This is a genomic window from Photorhabdus aegyptia (genome assembly GCF_000612035.1).
GTDB lineage: Bacteria > Pseudomonadota > Gammaproteobacteria > Enterobacterales > Enterobacteriaceae > Photorhabdus > Photorhabdus akhurstii.
This window is the reverse complement of record NZ_JFGV01000003.1, coordinates 1-12,831: the sequence shown is the minus strand read 5'-3', so window position 1 is coordinate 12,831 and position 12,831 is coordinate 1. Positions and strand designations below refer to the sequence as shown.

General features: G+C 45.6%; 15 protein-coding genes and 1 pseudogene. 5 read left to right on the top strand and 11 right to left on the bottom strand.

Translation table 11 applies throughout. From position 1 onward, the window contains the following. Positions 1 to 56: 56 nt before the first annotated feature. Positions 57 to 815 carry a zinc ABC transporter ATP-binding protein ZnuC gene (znuC, locus tag BA1DRAFT_RS01460; RefSeq protein ID WP_036775548.1) on the top strand — a complete coding sequence of 253 codons (759 nt, stop codon included), beginning with the start codon at positions 57 to 59 and terminating at the stop codon, positions 813 to 815. Next, positions 812 to 1,597 (top strand): zinc ABC transporter permease subunit ZnuB, encoded by a 786-nt coding sequence (gene znuB, locus BA1DRAFT_RS01455; protein ID WP_036775547.1) that lies wholly within the window; start codon positions 812 to 814, stop codon positions 1,595 to 1,597. The genes znuC and znuB overlap by 4 nt, the downstream gene beginning before the upstream one ends. Positions 1,598 to 1,687: 90 nt before the next feature. Here znuB and ruvB read toward each other — a convergent pair whose 3' ends face one another. The 6 genes from ruvB to aspS all read right to left on the bottom strand — a co-directional run bounded on the left by ruvB (position 1,688) and on the right by aspS (position 7,057). Next, positions 1,688 to 2,695 (bottom strand): Holliday junction branch migration DNA helicase RuvB, encoded by a 1,008-nt coding sequence (ruvB, locus tag BA1DRAFT_RS01450; protein ID WP_036775545.1) that lies wholly within the window; start codon positions 2,693 to 2,695, stop codon positions 1,688 to 1,690. 16 nt (positions 2,696 to 2,711) lie between these two features. Next, positions 2,712 to 3,329 carry a Holliday junction branch migration protein RuvA gene (gene ruvA, locus BA1DRAFT_RS01445; RefSeq protein ID WP_036775544.1) on the bottom strand — a complete coding sequence of 206 codons (618 nt, stop codon included), beginning with the start codon at positions 3,327 to 3,329 and terminating at the stop codon, positions 2,712 to 2,714. A 79-nt stretch (positions 3,330 to 3,408) separates the two neighbouring features. Next, complete coding sequence (gene ruvC / locus BA1DRAFT_RS01440) at positions 3,409 to 3,930, bottom strand: crossover junction endodeoxyribonuclease RuvC (protein WP_036775543.1); 522 nt, start codon at positions 3,928 to 3,930, stop codon at positions 3,409 to 3,411. Between the two features lie 144 nt (positions 3,931 to 4,074). Beyond that, positions 4,075 to 4,818: a YebC/PmpR family DNA-binding transcriptional regulator gene (locus tag BA1DRAFT_RS01435; protein WP_036775541.1), complete on the bottom strand. Its 744-nt coding sequence runs from the start codon at positions 4,816 to 4,818 to the stop codon at positions 4,075 to 4,077. A gap of 29 nt (positions 4,819 to 4,847) precedes the next feature. Then, entirely contained in the window at positions 4,848 to 5,285 is a 438-nt protein-coding gene (gene nudB / locus BA1DRAFT_RS01430) for a dihydroneopterin triphosphate diphosphatase (RefSeq protein ID WP_036775540.1), read from the bottom strand. After that, the gene (gene aspS / locus BA1DRAFT_RS01425; RefSeq protein WP_036775539.1) at positions 5,285 to 7,057 is read right to left on the bottom strand and encodes an aspartate--tRNA ligase; all 1,773 of its coding nucleotides are present in this window, start codon (positions 7,055 to 7,057) and stop codon (positions 5,285 to 5,287) included. The genes nudB and aspS overlap by 1 nt, the downstream gene beginning before the upstream one ends. Before the next feature lie 231 nt (positions 7,058 to 7,288). Here aspS and BA1DRAFT_RS01420 point away from each other — a divergent pair, with 231 nt between their 5' ends. Next, on the top strand, positions 7,289 to 7,684 hold the full coding sequence (locus BA1DRAFT_RS01420) for an MAPEG family protein (protein WP_036775538.1): 396 nt from the start codon (positions 7,289 to 7,291) through the stop codon (positions 7,682 to 7,684). Between the two features lie 130 nt (positions 7,685 to 7,814). On the opposite strand, the gene BA1DRAFT_RS01415 is transcribed toward BA1DRAFT_RS01420, so the two are convergent. Next, positions 7,815 to 8,066, bottom strand: a complete 252-nt coding sequence (locus tag BA1DRAFT_RS01415; RefSeq protein ID WP_036775536.1) for a type II toxin-antitoxin system Phd/YefM family antitoxin — start codon at positions 8,064 to 8,066, stop codon at positions 7,815 to 7,817. Between the two features lie 278 nt (positions 8,067 to 8,344). Between BA1DRAFT_RS01415 and cmoA the strand changes: the two genes are divergently transcribed. Both cmoA and cmoB read left to right on the top strand, forming a co-directional pair. Then, on the top strand, positions 8,345 to 9,103 hold the full coding sequence (cmoA, locus tag BA1DRAFT_RS01410; protein WP_036775710.1) for a carboxy-S-adenosyl-L-methionine synthase CmoA: 759 nt from the start codon (positions 8,345 to 8,347) through the stop codon (positions 9,101 to 9,103). Continuing rightward, complete coding sequence (gene cmoB / locus BA1DRAFT_RS01405; RefSeq protein ID WP_036775535.1) at positions 9,100 to 10,071, top strand: tRNA 5-methoxyuridine(34)/uridine 5-oxyacetic acid(34) synthase CmoB; 972 nt, start codon at positions 9,100 to 9,102, stop codon at positions 10,069 to 10,071. Before cmoA ends, cmoB begins: the two co-directional genes overlap by 4 nt. A gap of 40 nt (positions 10,072 to 10,111) precedes the next feature. Here cmoB and cutC read toward each other — a convergent pair whose 3' ends face one another. The 4 genes and pseudogenes from cutC to BA1DRAFT_RS01385 form a co-directional block, all read right to left on the bottom strand. After that, a complete protein-coding gene (gene cutC, locus BA1DRAFT_RS01400; RefSeq protein ID WP_036775534.1) occupies positions 10,112 to 10,858 on the bottom strand; it encodes a copper homeostasis protein CutC in 747 nt (248 codons plus the stop codon). Positions 10,859 to 11,025: 167 nt separating this feature from the next. Then, the gene (locus BA1DRAFT_RS01395; protein WP_036775531.1) at positions 11,026 to 11,580 is read right to left on the bottom strand and encodes a VOC family protein; all 555 of its coding nucleotides are present in this window, start codon (positions 11,578 to 11,580) and stop codon (positions 11,026 to 11,028) included. Between the two features lie 187 nt (positions 11,581 to 11,767). Beyond that, a complete protein-coding gene (locus BA1DRAFT_RS01390) occupies positions 11,768 to 12,547 on the bottom strand; it encodes a DUF4123 domain-containing protein (protein ID WP_036775530.1) in 780 nt (259 codons plus the stop codon). Next, a pseudogene (locus BA1DRAFT_RS01385) lies at positions 12,544 to 12,831 on the bottom strand (type VI secretion system tip protein VgrG); the annotation flags it as partial. The gene BA1DRAFT_RS01390 and the pseudogene BA1DRAFT_RS01385, both read right to left, overlap by 4 nt.

The following is a 12,831-nucleotide window of genomic DNA, read 5'->3' as shown; positions in this document are numbered from 1 at the left end:
AGAAACAAGAATTGTTATATTATAACATCTCAATGTTCACGCAAGATATATTTAGCATGTCAACACTCATCACTTTAAAAAATGTTGCTGTTACCTTCGACAATCGTCAGGTATTAAACAATATCTCTCTTAATTTACAACGAGGGAATATTCTGACTTTGCTAGGTCCCAATGGTGCCGGTAAATCAACTTTAGTTCGTGTTGTTTTGGGGCTTGTCGAACCATCATCCGGCACAATTGAACACACCGCCGGATTGAGAACCGGCTATGTTCCACAGAAGTTGCATCTTGATCCCACTCTGCCATTAACAGTCAAACGCTTTATGATGCTAAAACCCGGCGTAAAATCTGCCGATATATTGCCAGCACTAGAGCGAGTGAACGCTGCTCATCTATTGCAGCAACCCATGCAAAAATTATCCGGCGGGGAAAACCAACGGGTTTTATTAGCCAGAGCGCTATTAAATCATCCGCAATTATTAGTCCTTGATGAACCAACACAAGGGGTCGATGTTAATGGTCAGTTGGCACTTTATGATCTAATCAATCAAATTAGAACCGAATTGCATTGTGCTGTATTGATGGTATCCCATGATTTACATCTGGTTATGGCGAAAACAGACGAAGTTTTATGCCTTAATCAACATATTTGCTGTTCCGGCACACCTGAAGTTGTTTCAACTCATCCTGAATTTATCGCTATGTTTGGTCATCATGGCGCTGAACAATTGGCAGTATATCGCCACCAACATAATCACCACCATGATTTGAAAGGGAAAATTATCTTGGAAAATAACAGGGAATGCCACTCATGATTGAATTACTATTCCCCGGTTGGTTGGCCGGCGTATTATTGTCTATTGCTGCCGGACCATTAGGTTCATTTGTTGTCTGGCGCAGAATGTCCTATTTTGGCGATACTCTGGCTCATGCTTCATTACTGGGCGTTGCCTTCGGATTATTGCTAAATATTAGCCCTTTTTACGCGATTATCGCTGTCACTTTGATACTGGCAATGATGCTGGTTTGGTTGGAGAAACGCCCTCAACTGGCAATCGATACTTTGTTGGGGATTATGGCTCACAGCGCACTATCATTAGGGCTGGTCGTTGTCAGTTTGATGTCTAATGTGCGAGTTGATTTGATGGCTTATCTGTTTGGTGATTTGTTGTCAGTCACCTATGAAGACATTTGGTTGATTGTCATAGGCGTCACCCTTGTCGCCACACTTCTGTTCTGGCAATGGAACGCTCTGCTCTCTGTCACCGTCAGTCAGGAAATGGCTTTTGTGGATGGTATTAAAATACAGCGGTTAAGAGTACTGTTAATGCTGGTAACAGCGTTGACAATCGGCCTGGCAATGAAATTTGTCGGTGCGCTGATTATCACCTCCCTACTCATTATCCCGGCAGCCACTGCTCGCCGTTTTGCCCGTACACCAGAGCAAATGGCCGGTATTGCCATTGCGGTTGGTATGCTTGCTGTCACCGGCGGATTAGCGTTCTCCGCCGTTTACGACACACCAGCAGGGCCATCTGTCGTGCTATGCGCTGCGGTGATGTTTATTATCAGTCTGATCAGTAAAGCAAAAAATTGATCCACTGAGTGGGTATAACCCAGTCATGGAGAGCGGGATAGGTTTCCCTTGCTGGAGTACCCATCCCGATTTCTCAGGCAATTAAACAGCTCATTCCTGATCTCTGACCACACCAAAATGGCGATAAGCATGTTCGGTAGCAATTCGTCCACGGGAAGTACGTTGAATAAAACCCTGTTGGATCAGAAAGGGTTCCAACACATCCTCAATCGTTTCCCGCTCTTCACCAATGGCAGCGGCAAGGTTATCTACCCCAACCGGCCCACCCATAAATTTATCAATGATGGCAACCAGTAACTTACGATCCAGATAATCAAAACCGGCAGCATCTACGCTCAACATATCCAGCGCTCTGGCGGCAATATTGCCATCAATCGCGCCATTCCCTTTCACTTGAGCAAAATCACGCACCCGGCGCAGTAAACGGTTTGTAATCCGCGGCGTCCCACGAGAACGCATGGCAATCTGCCGGGCGCCATCGTCAGTGATCTCGACCCCCATAAAACGAGCACTGCGAGAAACGATACTTTGCAAATCGTCCACATTATAGAATTCAAGACGCTGCACGATACCGAACCGATCACGCAGTGGAGAAGTCAAAGAGCCTGCACGAGTGGTAGCGCCAATCAGAGTAAAAGGGGGCAAATCAATTTTGATCGAACGGGCTGCCGGCCCCTCGCCAATCATAATATCCAGTTGGTAATCTTCCATTGCCGGATAGAGAATTTCCTCCACTACCGGCGACAAGCGGTGAATTTCATCGATAAACAACACATCATGCGGTTCAAGATTGGTCAGCATTGCCGCCAGATCGCCCGCCTTTTCTAAAACTGGGCCAGAAGTTGTACGGAGATTAACCCCCATCTCATTGGCAACAATATTCGCCAGCGTTGTTTTCCCCAACCCCGGCGGACCAAAAATCAGCAGGTGGTCAAGGGCATCACCACGCAATCTGGCAGCCTGAATAAAAATCTCCATCTGCTCACAGACTTGCGGCTGCCCAACATATTCAGACAACAATTTAGGTCTGATTGCGCGATCAATGGCTTCATCGTCTTGTAAAACTCCCGCGGAAACCAGACGGTCAGCTTCAATCATGGCTTACTCCTGCAACTTAAAGAGCGGCGCGAAGTGCTTCGCGGATAAGTGTTTCACAATCAGCGCCCGATTTAGCGACTTTACTTATCATGCGGCTGGCCTCTTGTGGCTTGTAACCCAGAGAGACTAATGCCGCCGCGGCTTCTGCTTCGCTATCCGCATCAGAATTTGTCTGTTCGGCCGTTGTCGGCAAATTAATATCACTGCTCTGATTGAAGAGATCGCCATTAAGCCCTTTAAAGCGATCTTTCATTTCAACCACCAGCCGTTCAGCAGTTTTCTTACCCACACCCGGCAGTTTAACCAGAGAAGCAATCGCCTCTTGTTCAATGGCAGAAACAAATTGCTGCGCAGACATGCCCGAAAGAATAGCCAATGCCAATTTAGGCCCTACGCCATTCACTTTAATTAATTCACGGAATAGCGCCCGCTCCTGCTTATCATTAAAACCATAAAGTAATTGCGCATCTTCACGTACAACAAAGTGAGTAAACAGGACAGCTTCCTGTCCGGCATCAGGCAATTCATAAAAACAGGTCATTGGCATATGGACTTCATAACCAACGCCATTCGTTTCCAGTAAAACCAAGGGTGGTTGTTTTTCCAGCACAATTCCTCTGAGACGCCCTATCACTCGTTTACCCCCTAAAAAATAAAACTGATTGTTCTGCTTATGGTTATAACATAAAAAAAGCTGGATGCATATCCAGCCGTTATCTTAAACGTCCACGTGCCAAAATTAATCTGGGATCGCCAACCCGCAAAAGATTCTGATTAAAGTGACAATGGGTTATCGCAATAGCCAATGCATCCGCCGCATCGGATTGCGGGTTAGCAGATAATTTCAGCACAGAGCGCACCATGTGCTGAACCTGACTTTTTTCAGCCGCCCCGGTTCCGACAACCGTTTGCTTCACTTGTCGAGCTGCATATTCAAAAACCGGTACAGATTGATTAACGGCGGCAAGAATCGCAACGCCCCGCGCTTGCCCTAATTTCAGCGCTGAATCGGCATTTTTTGCCATAAAGACCTGCTCGATGGCAAAAGCATCGGGTTGAAATTGTGTAATAATTTCAAGGATACCCGCATAAATACGCTGTAACCGGTTAGGCAGATCATCAACTTTTGTTCGGATACAACCACTACCAAGGTAGCTCAAATGACGCCCCTGCTGACGGATCACACCATAGCCAGTGACGCGGGAACCTGGGTCGATACCTAAGATAATCGCCATATTTTGTTTTATTCGCCTTTGATTATCACCTTTAATAAAGGAGATAAAAACGTTAGAGAAAGCGTCCTGTACCACAGCACACTTTCTCTACGCTATATACCCATTATCCTTTTGAAATCCATAGGGTATATAACCTGATTGAAATTACAGCAACTCAGCAACTTCATCAGAGATTTCACCGTTATGGTAAACCTCTTGTACATCGTCTGAATCTTCCAACATATCAATCAAGCGCAATAATTTAGGTGCGGTTTCCGCATCCAATTCCGCTTTCGTGGAAGGGATCATCGAAACTTCTGCTGATTCAGCCACAAAACCCGCTGCATCTAACGCATCTTTCACATCACCAAAGGTTTCTGGCGTGGTGTAAACATCAATCGCGCCATCATCATAGGTTTCTACATCATCAGCACCGGCTTCCAACGCTGCTTCCATAACCGCATCTTCATCTAGTCCTGGCGCGTAAGAAATCACCCCTTTCTTGGTGAACAAATAAGCAACCGAGCCATCAGTGCCCAAATTACCACCAGTTTTAGTGAAAGCATGACGGACATCAGAAACAGTACGGTTACGGTTGTCGCTCAAACACTCAACCATCACCGCCGTTCCCCCCGGACCATAACCTTCATAAATGATGGTTTCCATGTTATCCGCGTCATCGTTGCCGACACCACGGGCGATAGCACGGTTCAAAGTATCGCGGGTCATGTTGTTGGACAGTGCCTTATCAATCGCGGCACGCAGACGTGGGTTAGATGCCGGATCTCCACCACCCAGACGGGCTGCCGTTACCAACTCCCGGATAATTTTGGTGAAAATCTTACCGCGTTTCGCATCCTGCGCAGCTTTGCGGTGCTTGGTGTTGGCCCATTTACTATGACCTGCCATAAGGTTCTCCGATAAAACGTCTAATAAACTTATTCAATGACAAACTCTTCTATCGCCTGCTGATTGCTCCACGACTTAGTGAGCTTTACTGCTTTATCCGCATCCAGCCACTGGTAAGCCTGATGTTCAGTCAACAGGCATTCTCGTTCTTTAGGCAATGCCAGACAGAACCAGTACTCTTTATTACGGGTGACTCCTGGAGCATAGCGATGGCGCAAGTGGGTAAAAATCTCAAAATAGAGAGAACGTCGGCAATCTATCAATTCAAGATTTTCACCTATGATATCAATACCAACTTCCTCTTGCACTTCGCGCAATGCTGTCTCCCACGGCGTTTCGTCTCCATCAAGGCTGCCAGTCACAGACTGCCAAAAATCAGGATCGTCCCGCCGCTGTAACATCAGCACCCGTCGGCTGGAAAACGCATAAATAACCACCAGCACAGACTCAGGGCGCTTATAAACCATTATTCACTCTCTTTTCTAGCAACAACCGAGATTGATAACTCTTCAAGTGCCGACGGATTAGCATAACTTGGCGCTTCCGTCATTAAACAAGCGGCAGCGGTGGTTTTAGGGAATGCAATAACATCACGAATATTATCCGTCCCTGTCAGCAACATCACCAAACGGTCAAGACCAAATGCCAAACCTGCATGGGGAGGCGTACCAAATTTCAACGCATCCAGCAAGAAGCCAAACTTCTCCTGCTGTTCCTGCTCATTAATACCCAGAATACGGAACACCGCCTGTTGCATTTCATTACGGTGAATACGCACCGAGCCGCCACCGACTTCGTAGCCGTTAATCACCATATCGTAAGCATTGGCAATGGCCGAAACCGGATCTCGCTCTAACTCCGCCGCTGACATATTACACGGTGAAGTAAACGGATGATGCATAGCGGTCAGACCACCCTCCCCATCATCTTCGAACATTGGGAAGTCGATAACCCACAATGGCCGCCAGCTATCCAATTTTGTCAGGTTCAGATCGCGCCCTAATTTCAGACGCAACGCTCCCAAGGCATCAGTGACCACTTTTATACTGCCGGCACCGAAGAACAAAATATCGCCATCTTGTGCATCAATACGGGAAAGCAAGCCTTCAATCACCTCTGCATTCAGGAACTTGGCTATCGGACTTTGCACCCCTTCCAGACCGGCGGCACGTGCATTGACTTTTATCCACGCCAGCCCTTTTGCGCCATAAATCCCAACGAATTTGCCATATTCATCAATCTGCTTACGGCTCAGTTCAGCACCACCCGGTACTCGAATTACGGCTACACGGCCTTTACTGTCATTCGCCGGTTCAGCAAAAACACTGAATTCTACCTCTTTAACCAGATCAGCAACATCAACCAACTCTAATGGGTTACGCAGATCAGGTTTATCAGAACCGAAACGACGCATCACTTCGGCAAACGTCATCACCGGGAAATGCCCCAGATCAACACCTTCAATTTCAAGCCACAATTCGCGGATCATCATTTCCATCATTTCCCTTACCTGCTCAGCAGTCATAAAGGAAGTTTCCACGTCGATCTGGGTAAATTCGGGCTGGCGATCCGCTCGCAAGTCTTCATCACGGAAGCATTTAACAATTTGATAATAACGGTCAAAACCGGACATCATCAGCAATTGTTTAAATAACTGCGGGGATTGAGGCAAGGCATAAAATTTGCCTTTATGAACACGACTTGGCACCAAATAATCACGGGCGCCTTCGGGGGTTGCTTTAGTCAACATTGGCGTTTCAATATCCAGGAAACCCTGATTATCCATGAAACGACGAACAAAACTGGTGATTTTAGCGCGTGTTTTCAGGCGATTTGCCATTTCAGGCCGACGCAGATCAATATAGCGATATTTCAGACGTTGCTCTTCGCTGTTCGTCTGATTGCTATCCAAAGGCAGAGGTTCGGAACGGTTGATGATATTTAAACTTTCCGCAAAAACCTCTATTTCACCGGTAGCCATATCTTTGTTGATTTGACTGTCAGGACGAGCGCGTACAGTACCGGTGATTTGAATGCAGAATTCATTACGCAGTTCAGCAGCCTGAGAAAATGCGGCTTGCTGATCCGGGTCAAAAAATACCTGAACGATCCCTTCACGATCACGCATATCAATAAAAATCAAGCCACCCAGATCACGGCGGCGGTTTACCCAACCACAAAGAGTCACCTTCTGGCCTTCATGGGTCAGATTCAACTGCCCACAATAATCAGTACGCATACAATATCCTTTTACTCGGCTGTTGTGCTGTTGCTGCGGAAAAAAGGCCGCCATTATAATAGAAATTCTACTCAGAGATAAGGGCAGGCAATATCCCGATGCAATACCATTGCTTGATGTCTGATAATCAGGCAATTTATTTTCAATTCCCATCTATTTATAGCGACAGTTTTATTTTTGGGGTTTATCATAACTTAATTGGCCAATTTCGGTTAGGCAATGGAGTTAAAAATGGTTAGCTCGCTTTATGTTGTGTTGGGCGCACTATTATTGATTAAGCTGTCTTTTGATGTGGTTAAGTTAAGAACACAATATCGTGTCTCATATGGAGATGGCGGTTTTTACGAACTACAAACAGCGATCCGCATCCACGGTAATGCTGTGGAATATATCCCCATCTCTATGTTATTGCTGGTCATGATGGAGATGAACGGCTCAAATGTCTGGATGATACATGTCTGTGGTTTGATTCTGCTCACCGGCAGAGTCTTGCATTATTATGGCCTGCACCACCGTGAATTCTATTGGCGGCGTTCAGGCATGGTAGCAACTTATCTTTCCATCGTATTAATGGTGATGACGAATATTTACTACTTGCCTTGGGAACAAATATTTTCTCTCTACTAACGAAACGAATAGTACTGGCACTAAAATAACAGGCAGCAAACTCGGCTGCCTGTTATTCTAACCATAGTGGTTCCCTATGAAGGAAGACTTTCCGACGTTGACATGCAACGCGAGCAAGTCAAATTCCAGGCTATAGATCATCTAGGTTCACACTAACAAATTCAGCATCTTCTAAACGTTCATCTGCAATTTTGTTCAGTGCGGCATCCTCTGCTAGCTCCTGATAGTAGGCGAATAATTCGGGAGGCACACAATAAAACGCAGGTTCATTCCGATTCAGGATTGCGACCGCTTCACCTTCCCCCTGCAAATATGTCCCCATTGGGTTACGTTTCAAATCGGTAATACTTGCCGCTAAGTTTGTTAAGATTTGATATGCCATACACCACCTCACTCTTTTACGTAAACAAGCAATAGATCATTTAAAGGTGCTTTTCAATGCATCTTTACTTTTTTATATAAAACCCAAAACTCCCCTAATGCTGACTGACTCATGAAATCAAGGATTGATCGCGCCATGATATGATTTTTATACCACACTTAAATTCCTCAAATATTTCCATTATTCACTACTTTTAAGCACAGAGAAAATTGGTTCAAGGTCAAGCTGTACATCTGTTAGAATGCCACCCTCTATTTTTTCTGATAATTAATGCTGTTATGTCAAATCAAGATCCTTACCATCAAAGGGATAGCCTGTTTGCCGCTCCCATCGCCAATCTGGGAGACTGGCGTTTCGATGAACGGGTAGCCGAAGTTTTCCCTGATATGATCCAACGCTCCGTGCCAGGTTATTCAAATATTGTTTCCATGATTGGTATGCTGGCCGGTCGTTTTGTGACATCAAACAGTCAAATTTACGACCTGGGTTGTTCCCTAGGCGCATCAACCCTGGCAATGCGCCGCAATATTGCCGCTGAAAACTGCAAAATTATCGCCGTTGATAATTCCCCGGCAATGGTGAAACGCTGTCGTCGCCATATCGACGCTTTCCGAGCACAAACACCGGTTGAAGTCATTGAAGCCGATATTCTTGATATTGATATTCAAAATGCTTCGATGGTCGTGTTGAATTTCACTTTACAATTCCTCAACCCGCAAGATCGACAAGGTTTACTTAACCGGATTTATCAGGGATTACGTCCCGGTGGTGTTTTAGTTTTATCAGAGAAATTCAGCCTTGAAGATCAACAAATCGGTGAGTTGCTGTTTGATATGCACCACGATTTCAAGCGTGCTAACGGATATAGCGAGCTGGAAATCAGCCAGAAACGCAGCATGCTTGAAAATGTAATGCTGACCGACTCTGTAGAAACCCACAAATCCCGTCTCCATCAATCCGGTTTTAACCATGTTGAAGTCTGGTTTCAGTGTTTCAACTTTGGATCACTGCTGGCGATAAAAGGGGCCGATAAATGATCGATTTCGGTAGTTTTTATCAAATTATTGCCAAGAATAACCTCCAGCATTGGCTTAATTGCCTTCCTGCTCAACTGCAAGAATGGCAAAAAGCGGCCCTGCACGGCAGTTTTAAATCATGGGTAAAAACCCTGGAAAACCTACCGGCAATTTCACCGACCCAATTAGATTTGAAAAATGGCGTAATCGCAGAACGTGATCCTCCCCTATCCGAAGGTGAAGAAGTTTGCCTCACCAATATATTGCGAGTATTCATACCGTGGCGCAAAGGTCCATTCTCTCTTTACAGTGTAAATATCGACACTGAATGGCGTTCAGACTGGAAATGGGATCGAGTACTACCTCATATTTCCCCACTAGCTGGCAGGACAATTCTTGATGTTGGTTGCGGCAGCGGCTATCACCTATGGCGGATGGTGGGTGAAGGGGCTGAACTTGCCGTTGGTATCGATCCAACTCAGCTCTTCCTCTGCCAGTTTGAAGCTGTCAGAAAATTACTTGGCAATGATCAACGCGCCCATCTCTTACCTCTGGGCATTGAACAATTACCGGCACTGGCTGCTTTCGATACCGTCTTTTCAATGGGCGTTCTCTATCACCGCCGCTCTCCTCTTGACCATCTCTGGCAATTGAAAAACCAATTGGTGGCCGATGGTGAACTGGTATTAGAAAGCCTGGTTGTTGAAGGAGATGAACATACCTGTTTAATCCCTGGTGAGCGTTATGCTCAAATGCGCAACGTCTATTTCATTCCTTCGGCAAAAATGTTGAAAATCTGGTTGGAGAAGTGCGGTTTTGTCGATGTGAAAATTGCCGATCAAGCGGTAACAACCACAGAAGAGCAACGTCGTACAGCCTGGATGAGAACTGAATCGTTATCTGATTTTCTTGATCCTACTGATAGCAGTAAAACCATTGAGGGTTATCCCGCTCCTCTGCGGGCGATACTGATCGCCCGTAAGCCCTGATTTTGCGAACTGGCCCAAAATTGGGCCAGTTCATAATAGGCTATTCAAATAAAGTCAGACTCAGCATCCCTTTCATCACCTCCACCACACCACCATCAACACAATAATGTGAAAACTCATCCACCTCATTGTCGGCGCTCATCGTCACCCCCGCTTTGCGGTAAGTCATGGTAGAAGGCATAATCCGGCTTGCCGAACTGTGAACTTCCGTTAACCCGATATCAATAAATTTATGAATATTACTCATACGAACACCCGCACCTGCCATAATAATTGGCCCCTGACTGGCTTGATGCAGTTCTTTCAACAAAGGTAATCCCAATTCGGCATTCTGTTGCTGACCGGAAGTCAATATTCGCTTAACACCAAGCTGAGTGAGTTGATCCAATGCCACATAAGGATTAAAACACATATCAAATGCACGGTGAAAAGTGACGGCCATATCGCCAGACAACGCCATCAATTGTTGCATGCGGGGCAAATCGATATGCCCTTCTTCATCTAACACACCAAAAACGACGCCCATAAATCCCATATCACGGATCTGAGCAACATCATTTTTCATCACCTCAAAATCTGAGTGACTGTAGCAAAAATCACCACCTCTTGGACGTACAATGGGATGTACAGGAATAGTTAATTGCTCAATAGCCTGCTTCAACGTACCAAGACTCGGTGTTAATCCCCCTTCCGCCGGACTGGCGCATAACTCTATCCGGTCAGCACCAGCCTGTTGTGCGATTAATGCGCAACCTACGCTAAAACAACAAATTTCTAACTTTGTCATCAGAAGTTCCTTGGACACCTAGTCATTAACGAGCAATCAATGAATCTAAGCGATTCAGTAATTCAACTCACTAACTATGACATCTAATTATTGCCGATGATTTGTAGGAAATCACAAGGTCAGAACTTTTATCTGGATCACAAGGATGAAAAAGTTAATTTTGCCGACTAGTGCTCATTTTTAACAATTTCACGCAATGTAAATGGGTGAAACTTGACGGTGATCTCACCATCAGTGATAGCTAAGGTCGGATTAGGCAACTGCTCTTGTTCCCCTTTGGGTTGACTCTCTTTGACAGAAAAACCTACCGGTAAAGGTTGCGGTAATAATGCTTTTGCTGCTGCTGATAAGAGCTCAGGTGCCACCGGCAGCACCAGCTCCACATGTTCCCATCCCTGATGCAAGTAAGTTTTCTTGCCAGGATAAGGCAATTCTACACAATCAATTTGCCAATTAAGCACCGCGATTGGGTGCTCTAAATCAAACAGACAGATTGGACGTCCATTAATGATACTTTCTGACATCAAACTGCCACATTGTAAAAAACCTTTACGCCAGCGCTCAGCTACAGAGATATCGTGGCAACGTAAGGAGATATGATCGGCTTGATATTGTTCAACATTCAAATTAAGCCGCTGTTTGAACCGTGCCAATTTTTGCTCAAATATTGCCAGATCAGCCACTAAATCCTGTAATTCAACAATAGAAGAAAAATGTGTCATATTATCCCAGTTAAGATTATAGATTAGCCCTTTCCTTGGCCCCCAGCAGCCCAAGAGTTTTAAAGGCTTGCCGCCGTTTCAAGCCTCGAATGATACTCTCGATTTGTAATAATTGAAATTTGCTAGCGCCGACACAATTACTCTTTCAATAACCGCCATAAATCCGCAAGATGTTAACCATCACACACTATCCAGTGGTCGTATATTGTTCATCAAGCTTCTGCAAATAGTCTGCACTGGTCAGGTTACTAATATCACCTCCGTTTTCTAAACACGTTTTTAGCCAATTAATAATCTGTTCCTCTAACCGTCCCTCTGGCTCATTCAGTCTTTCAGCTAATTTACCGTGGTTTTCCCATACATCACTACTGATCACAAATGCCTTCCCTTTCAGAGCATAATCGGAATGGTGCCAGGCATGCAGCAAATGACTCCCCAGAACAAAGGGTTGCGCACTCCCACCATGACCACAGTTTTCAGGCCGACAATAAATCTGTGGTTCTGGTATATCGATCATTAACTCACTCACCGGTGTTAGAAACGCTGACCAATCGCTGACACTCATTACCGGTAATAACTGACCGAGAATTCGCGGGTCCATACTGCGCAAAATCACTTGCCTCTCCCGCAAGATCACCTGCTGGCGTGAGCGCCAATGATTAAGCTGCTGCACCCATAAATCCTCACTGCGATAAGCCCACCCCCAACTGTTATCGCTCAGAGTTTGGCTATCAAGCAGATGACCGATTACTGACAGGCAACCTGACTTAGGCTGAACCAACCAAGGTCCTTGCCCCAATATGTGATCCATCGGTGTACCGCTATACAGCGGAAAAGCCTGCTCTACCCAGTCGTTGCTATAAAAGAGTGCCACGGGGTTAGGCTCTGCCAGTGAATTCAGCATAAAGAAAACAGGCGGCTTATTAGGCGTAGTCAGCCATTGTTGCCAGTTTATGGAAGTGTTCATTCATCCTCCTGGTTATTAATAGTTAGATTAACTTCTCTCTGAGCTTGCAAAGCACAAACCGGTTTAACTGGAGATTTCACATCAGGCAGTGGTTCTACACCCTCTGGTAGTTGTAGTGATAGGCCCCGCCCGGTACCGGCTGAACCTTGCCCGACTGATAAATTCGGGGAGGTCAGAATACCTCCGGGGGTTATCCGGATAAAATGACCGCCGACTTTTAAAGTAATTTCCGACGCTGCTTCCAACACCATTTTACCGCCGCTTTTTAGATGTGTTTCCTGACC

Excerpts from the sequence above, each read along its gene's own strand:
- znuC (WP_036775548.1), top strand. The coding sequence starts at position 57 with ATGTCAACACTCATCACTTTAAAAAATGTTGCTGTTACCTTCGACAAT.
- znuB (WP_036775547.1), top strand. The coding sequence starts at position 812 with ATGATTGAATTACTATTCCCCGGTTGGTTGGCCGGCGTATTATTGTCT.
- ruvB (WP_036775545.1), bottom strand. The coding sequence starts at position 2,695 with ATGATTGAAGCTGACCGTCTGGTTTCCGCGGGAGTTTTACAAGACGAT.
- ruvC (WP_036775543.1), bottom strand. The coding sequence starts at position 3,930 with ATGGCGATTATCTTAGGTATCGACCCAGGTTCCCGCGTCACTGGCTAT.
- BA1DRAFT_RS01435 (WP_036775541.1), bottom strand. The coding sequence starts at position 4,818 with ATGGCAGGTCATAGTAAATGGGCCAACACCAAGCACCGCAAAGCTGCG.
- nudB (WP_036775540.1), bottom strand. The coding sequence starts at position 5,285 with ATGGTTTATAAGCGCCCTGAGTCTGTGCTGGTGGTTATTTATGCGTTT.
- aspS (WP_036775539.1), bottom strand. The coding sequence starts at position 7,057 with ATGCGTACTGATTATTGTGGGCAGTTGAATCTGACCCATGAAGGCCAG.
- BA1DRAFT_RS01420 (WP_036775538.1), top strand. The coding sequence starts at position 7,289 with ATGGTTAGCTCGCTTTATGTTGTGTTGGGCGCACTATTATTGATTAAG.
- BA1DRAFT_RS01415 (WP_036775536.1), bottom strand. The coding sequence starts at position 8,066 with ATGGCATATCAAATCTTAACAAACTTAGCGGCAAGTATTACCGATTTG.
- cmoA (WP_036775710.1), top strand. The coding sequence starts at position 8,345 with ATGTCAAATCAAGATCCTTACCATCAAAGGGATAGCCTGTTTGCCGCT.
- cmoB (WP_036775535.1), top strand. The coding sequence starts at position 9,100 with ATGATCGATTTCGGTAGTTTTTATCAAATTATTGCCAAGAATAACCTC.
- cutC (WP_036775534.1), bottom strand. The coding sequence starts at position 10,858 with ATGACAAAGTTAGAAATTTGTTGTTTTAGCGTAGGTTGCGCATTAATC.
- BA1DRAFT_RS01395 (WP_036775531.1), bottom strand. The coding sequence starts at position 11,580 with ATGACACATTTTTCTTCTATTGTTGAATTACAGGATTTAGTGGCTGAT.
- BA1DRAFT_RS01390 (WP_036775530.1), bottom strand. The coding sequence starts at position 12,547 with ATGAACACTTCCATAAACTGGCAACAATGGCTGACTACGCCTAATAAG.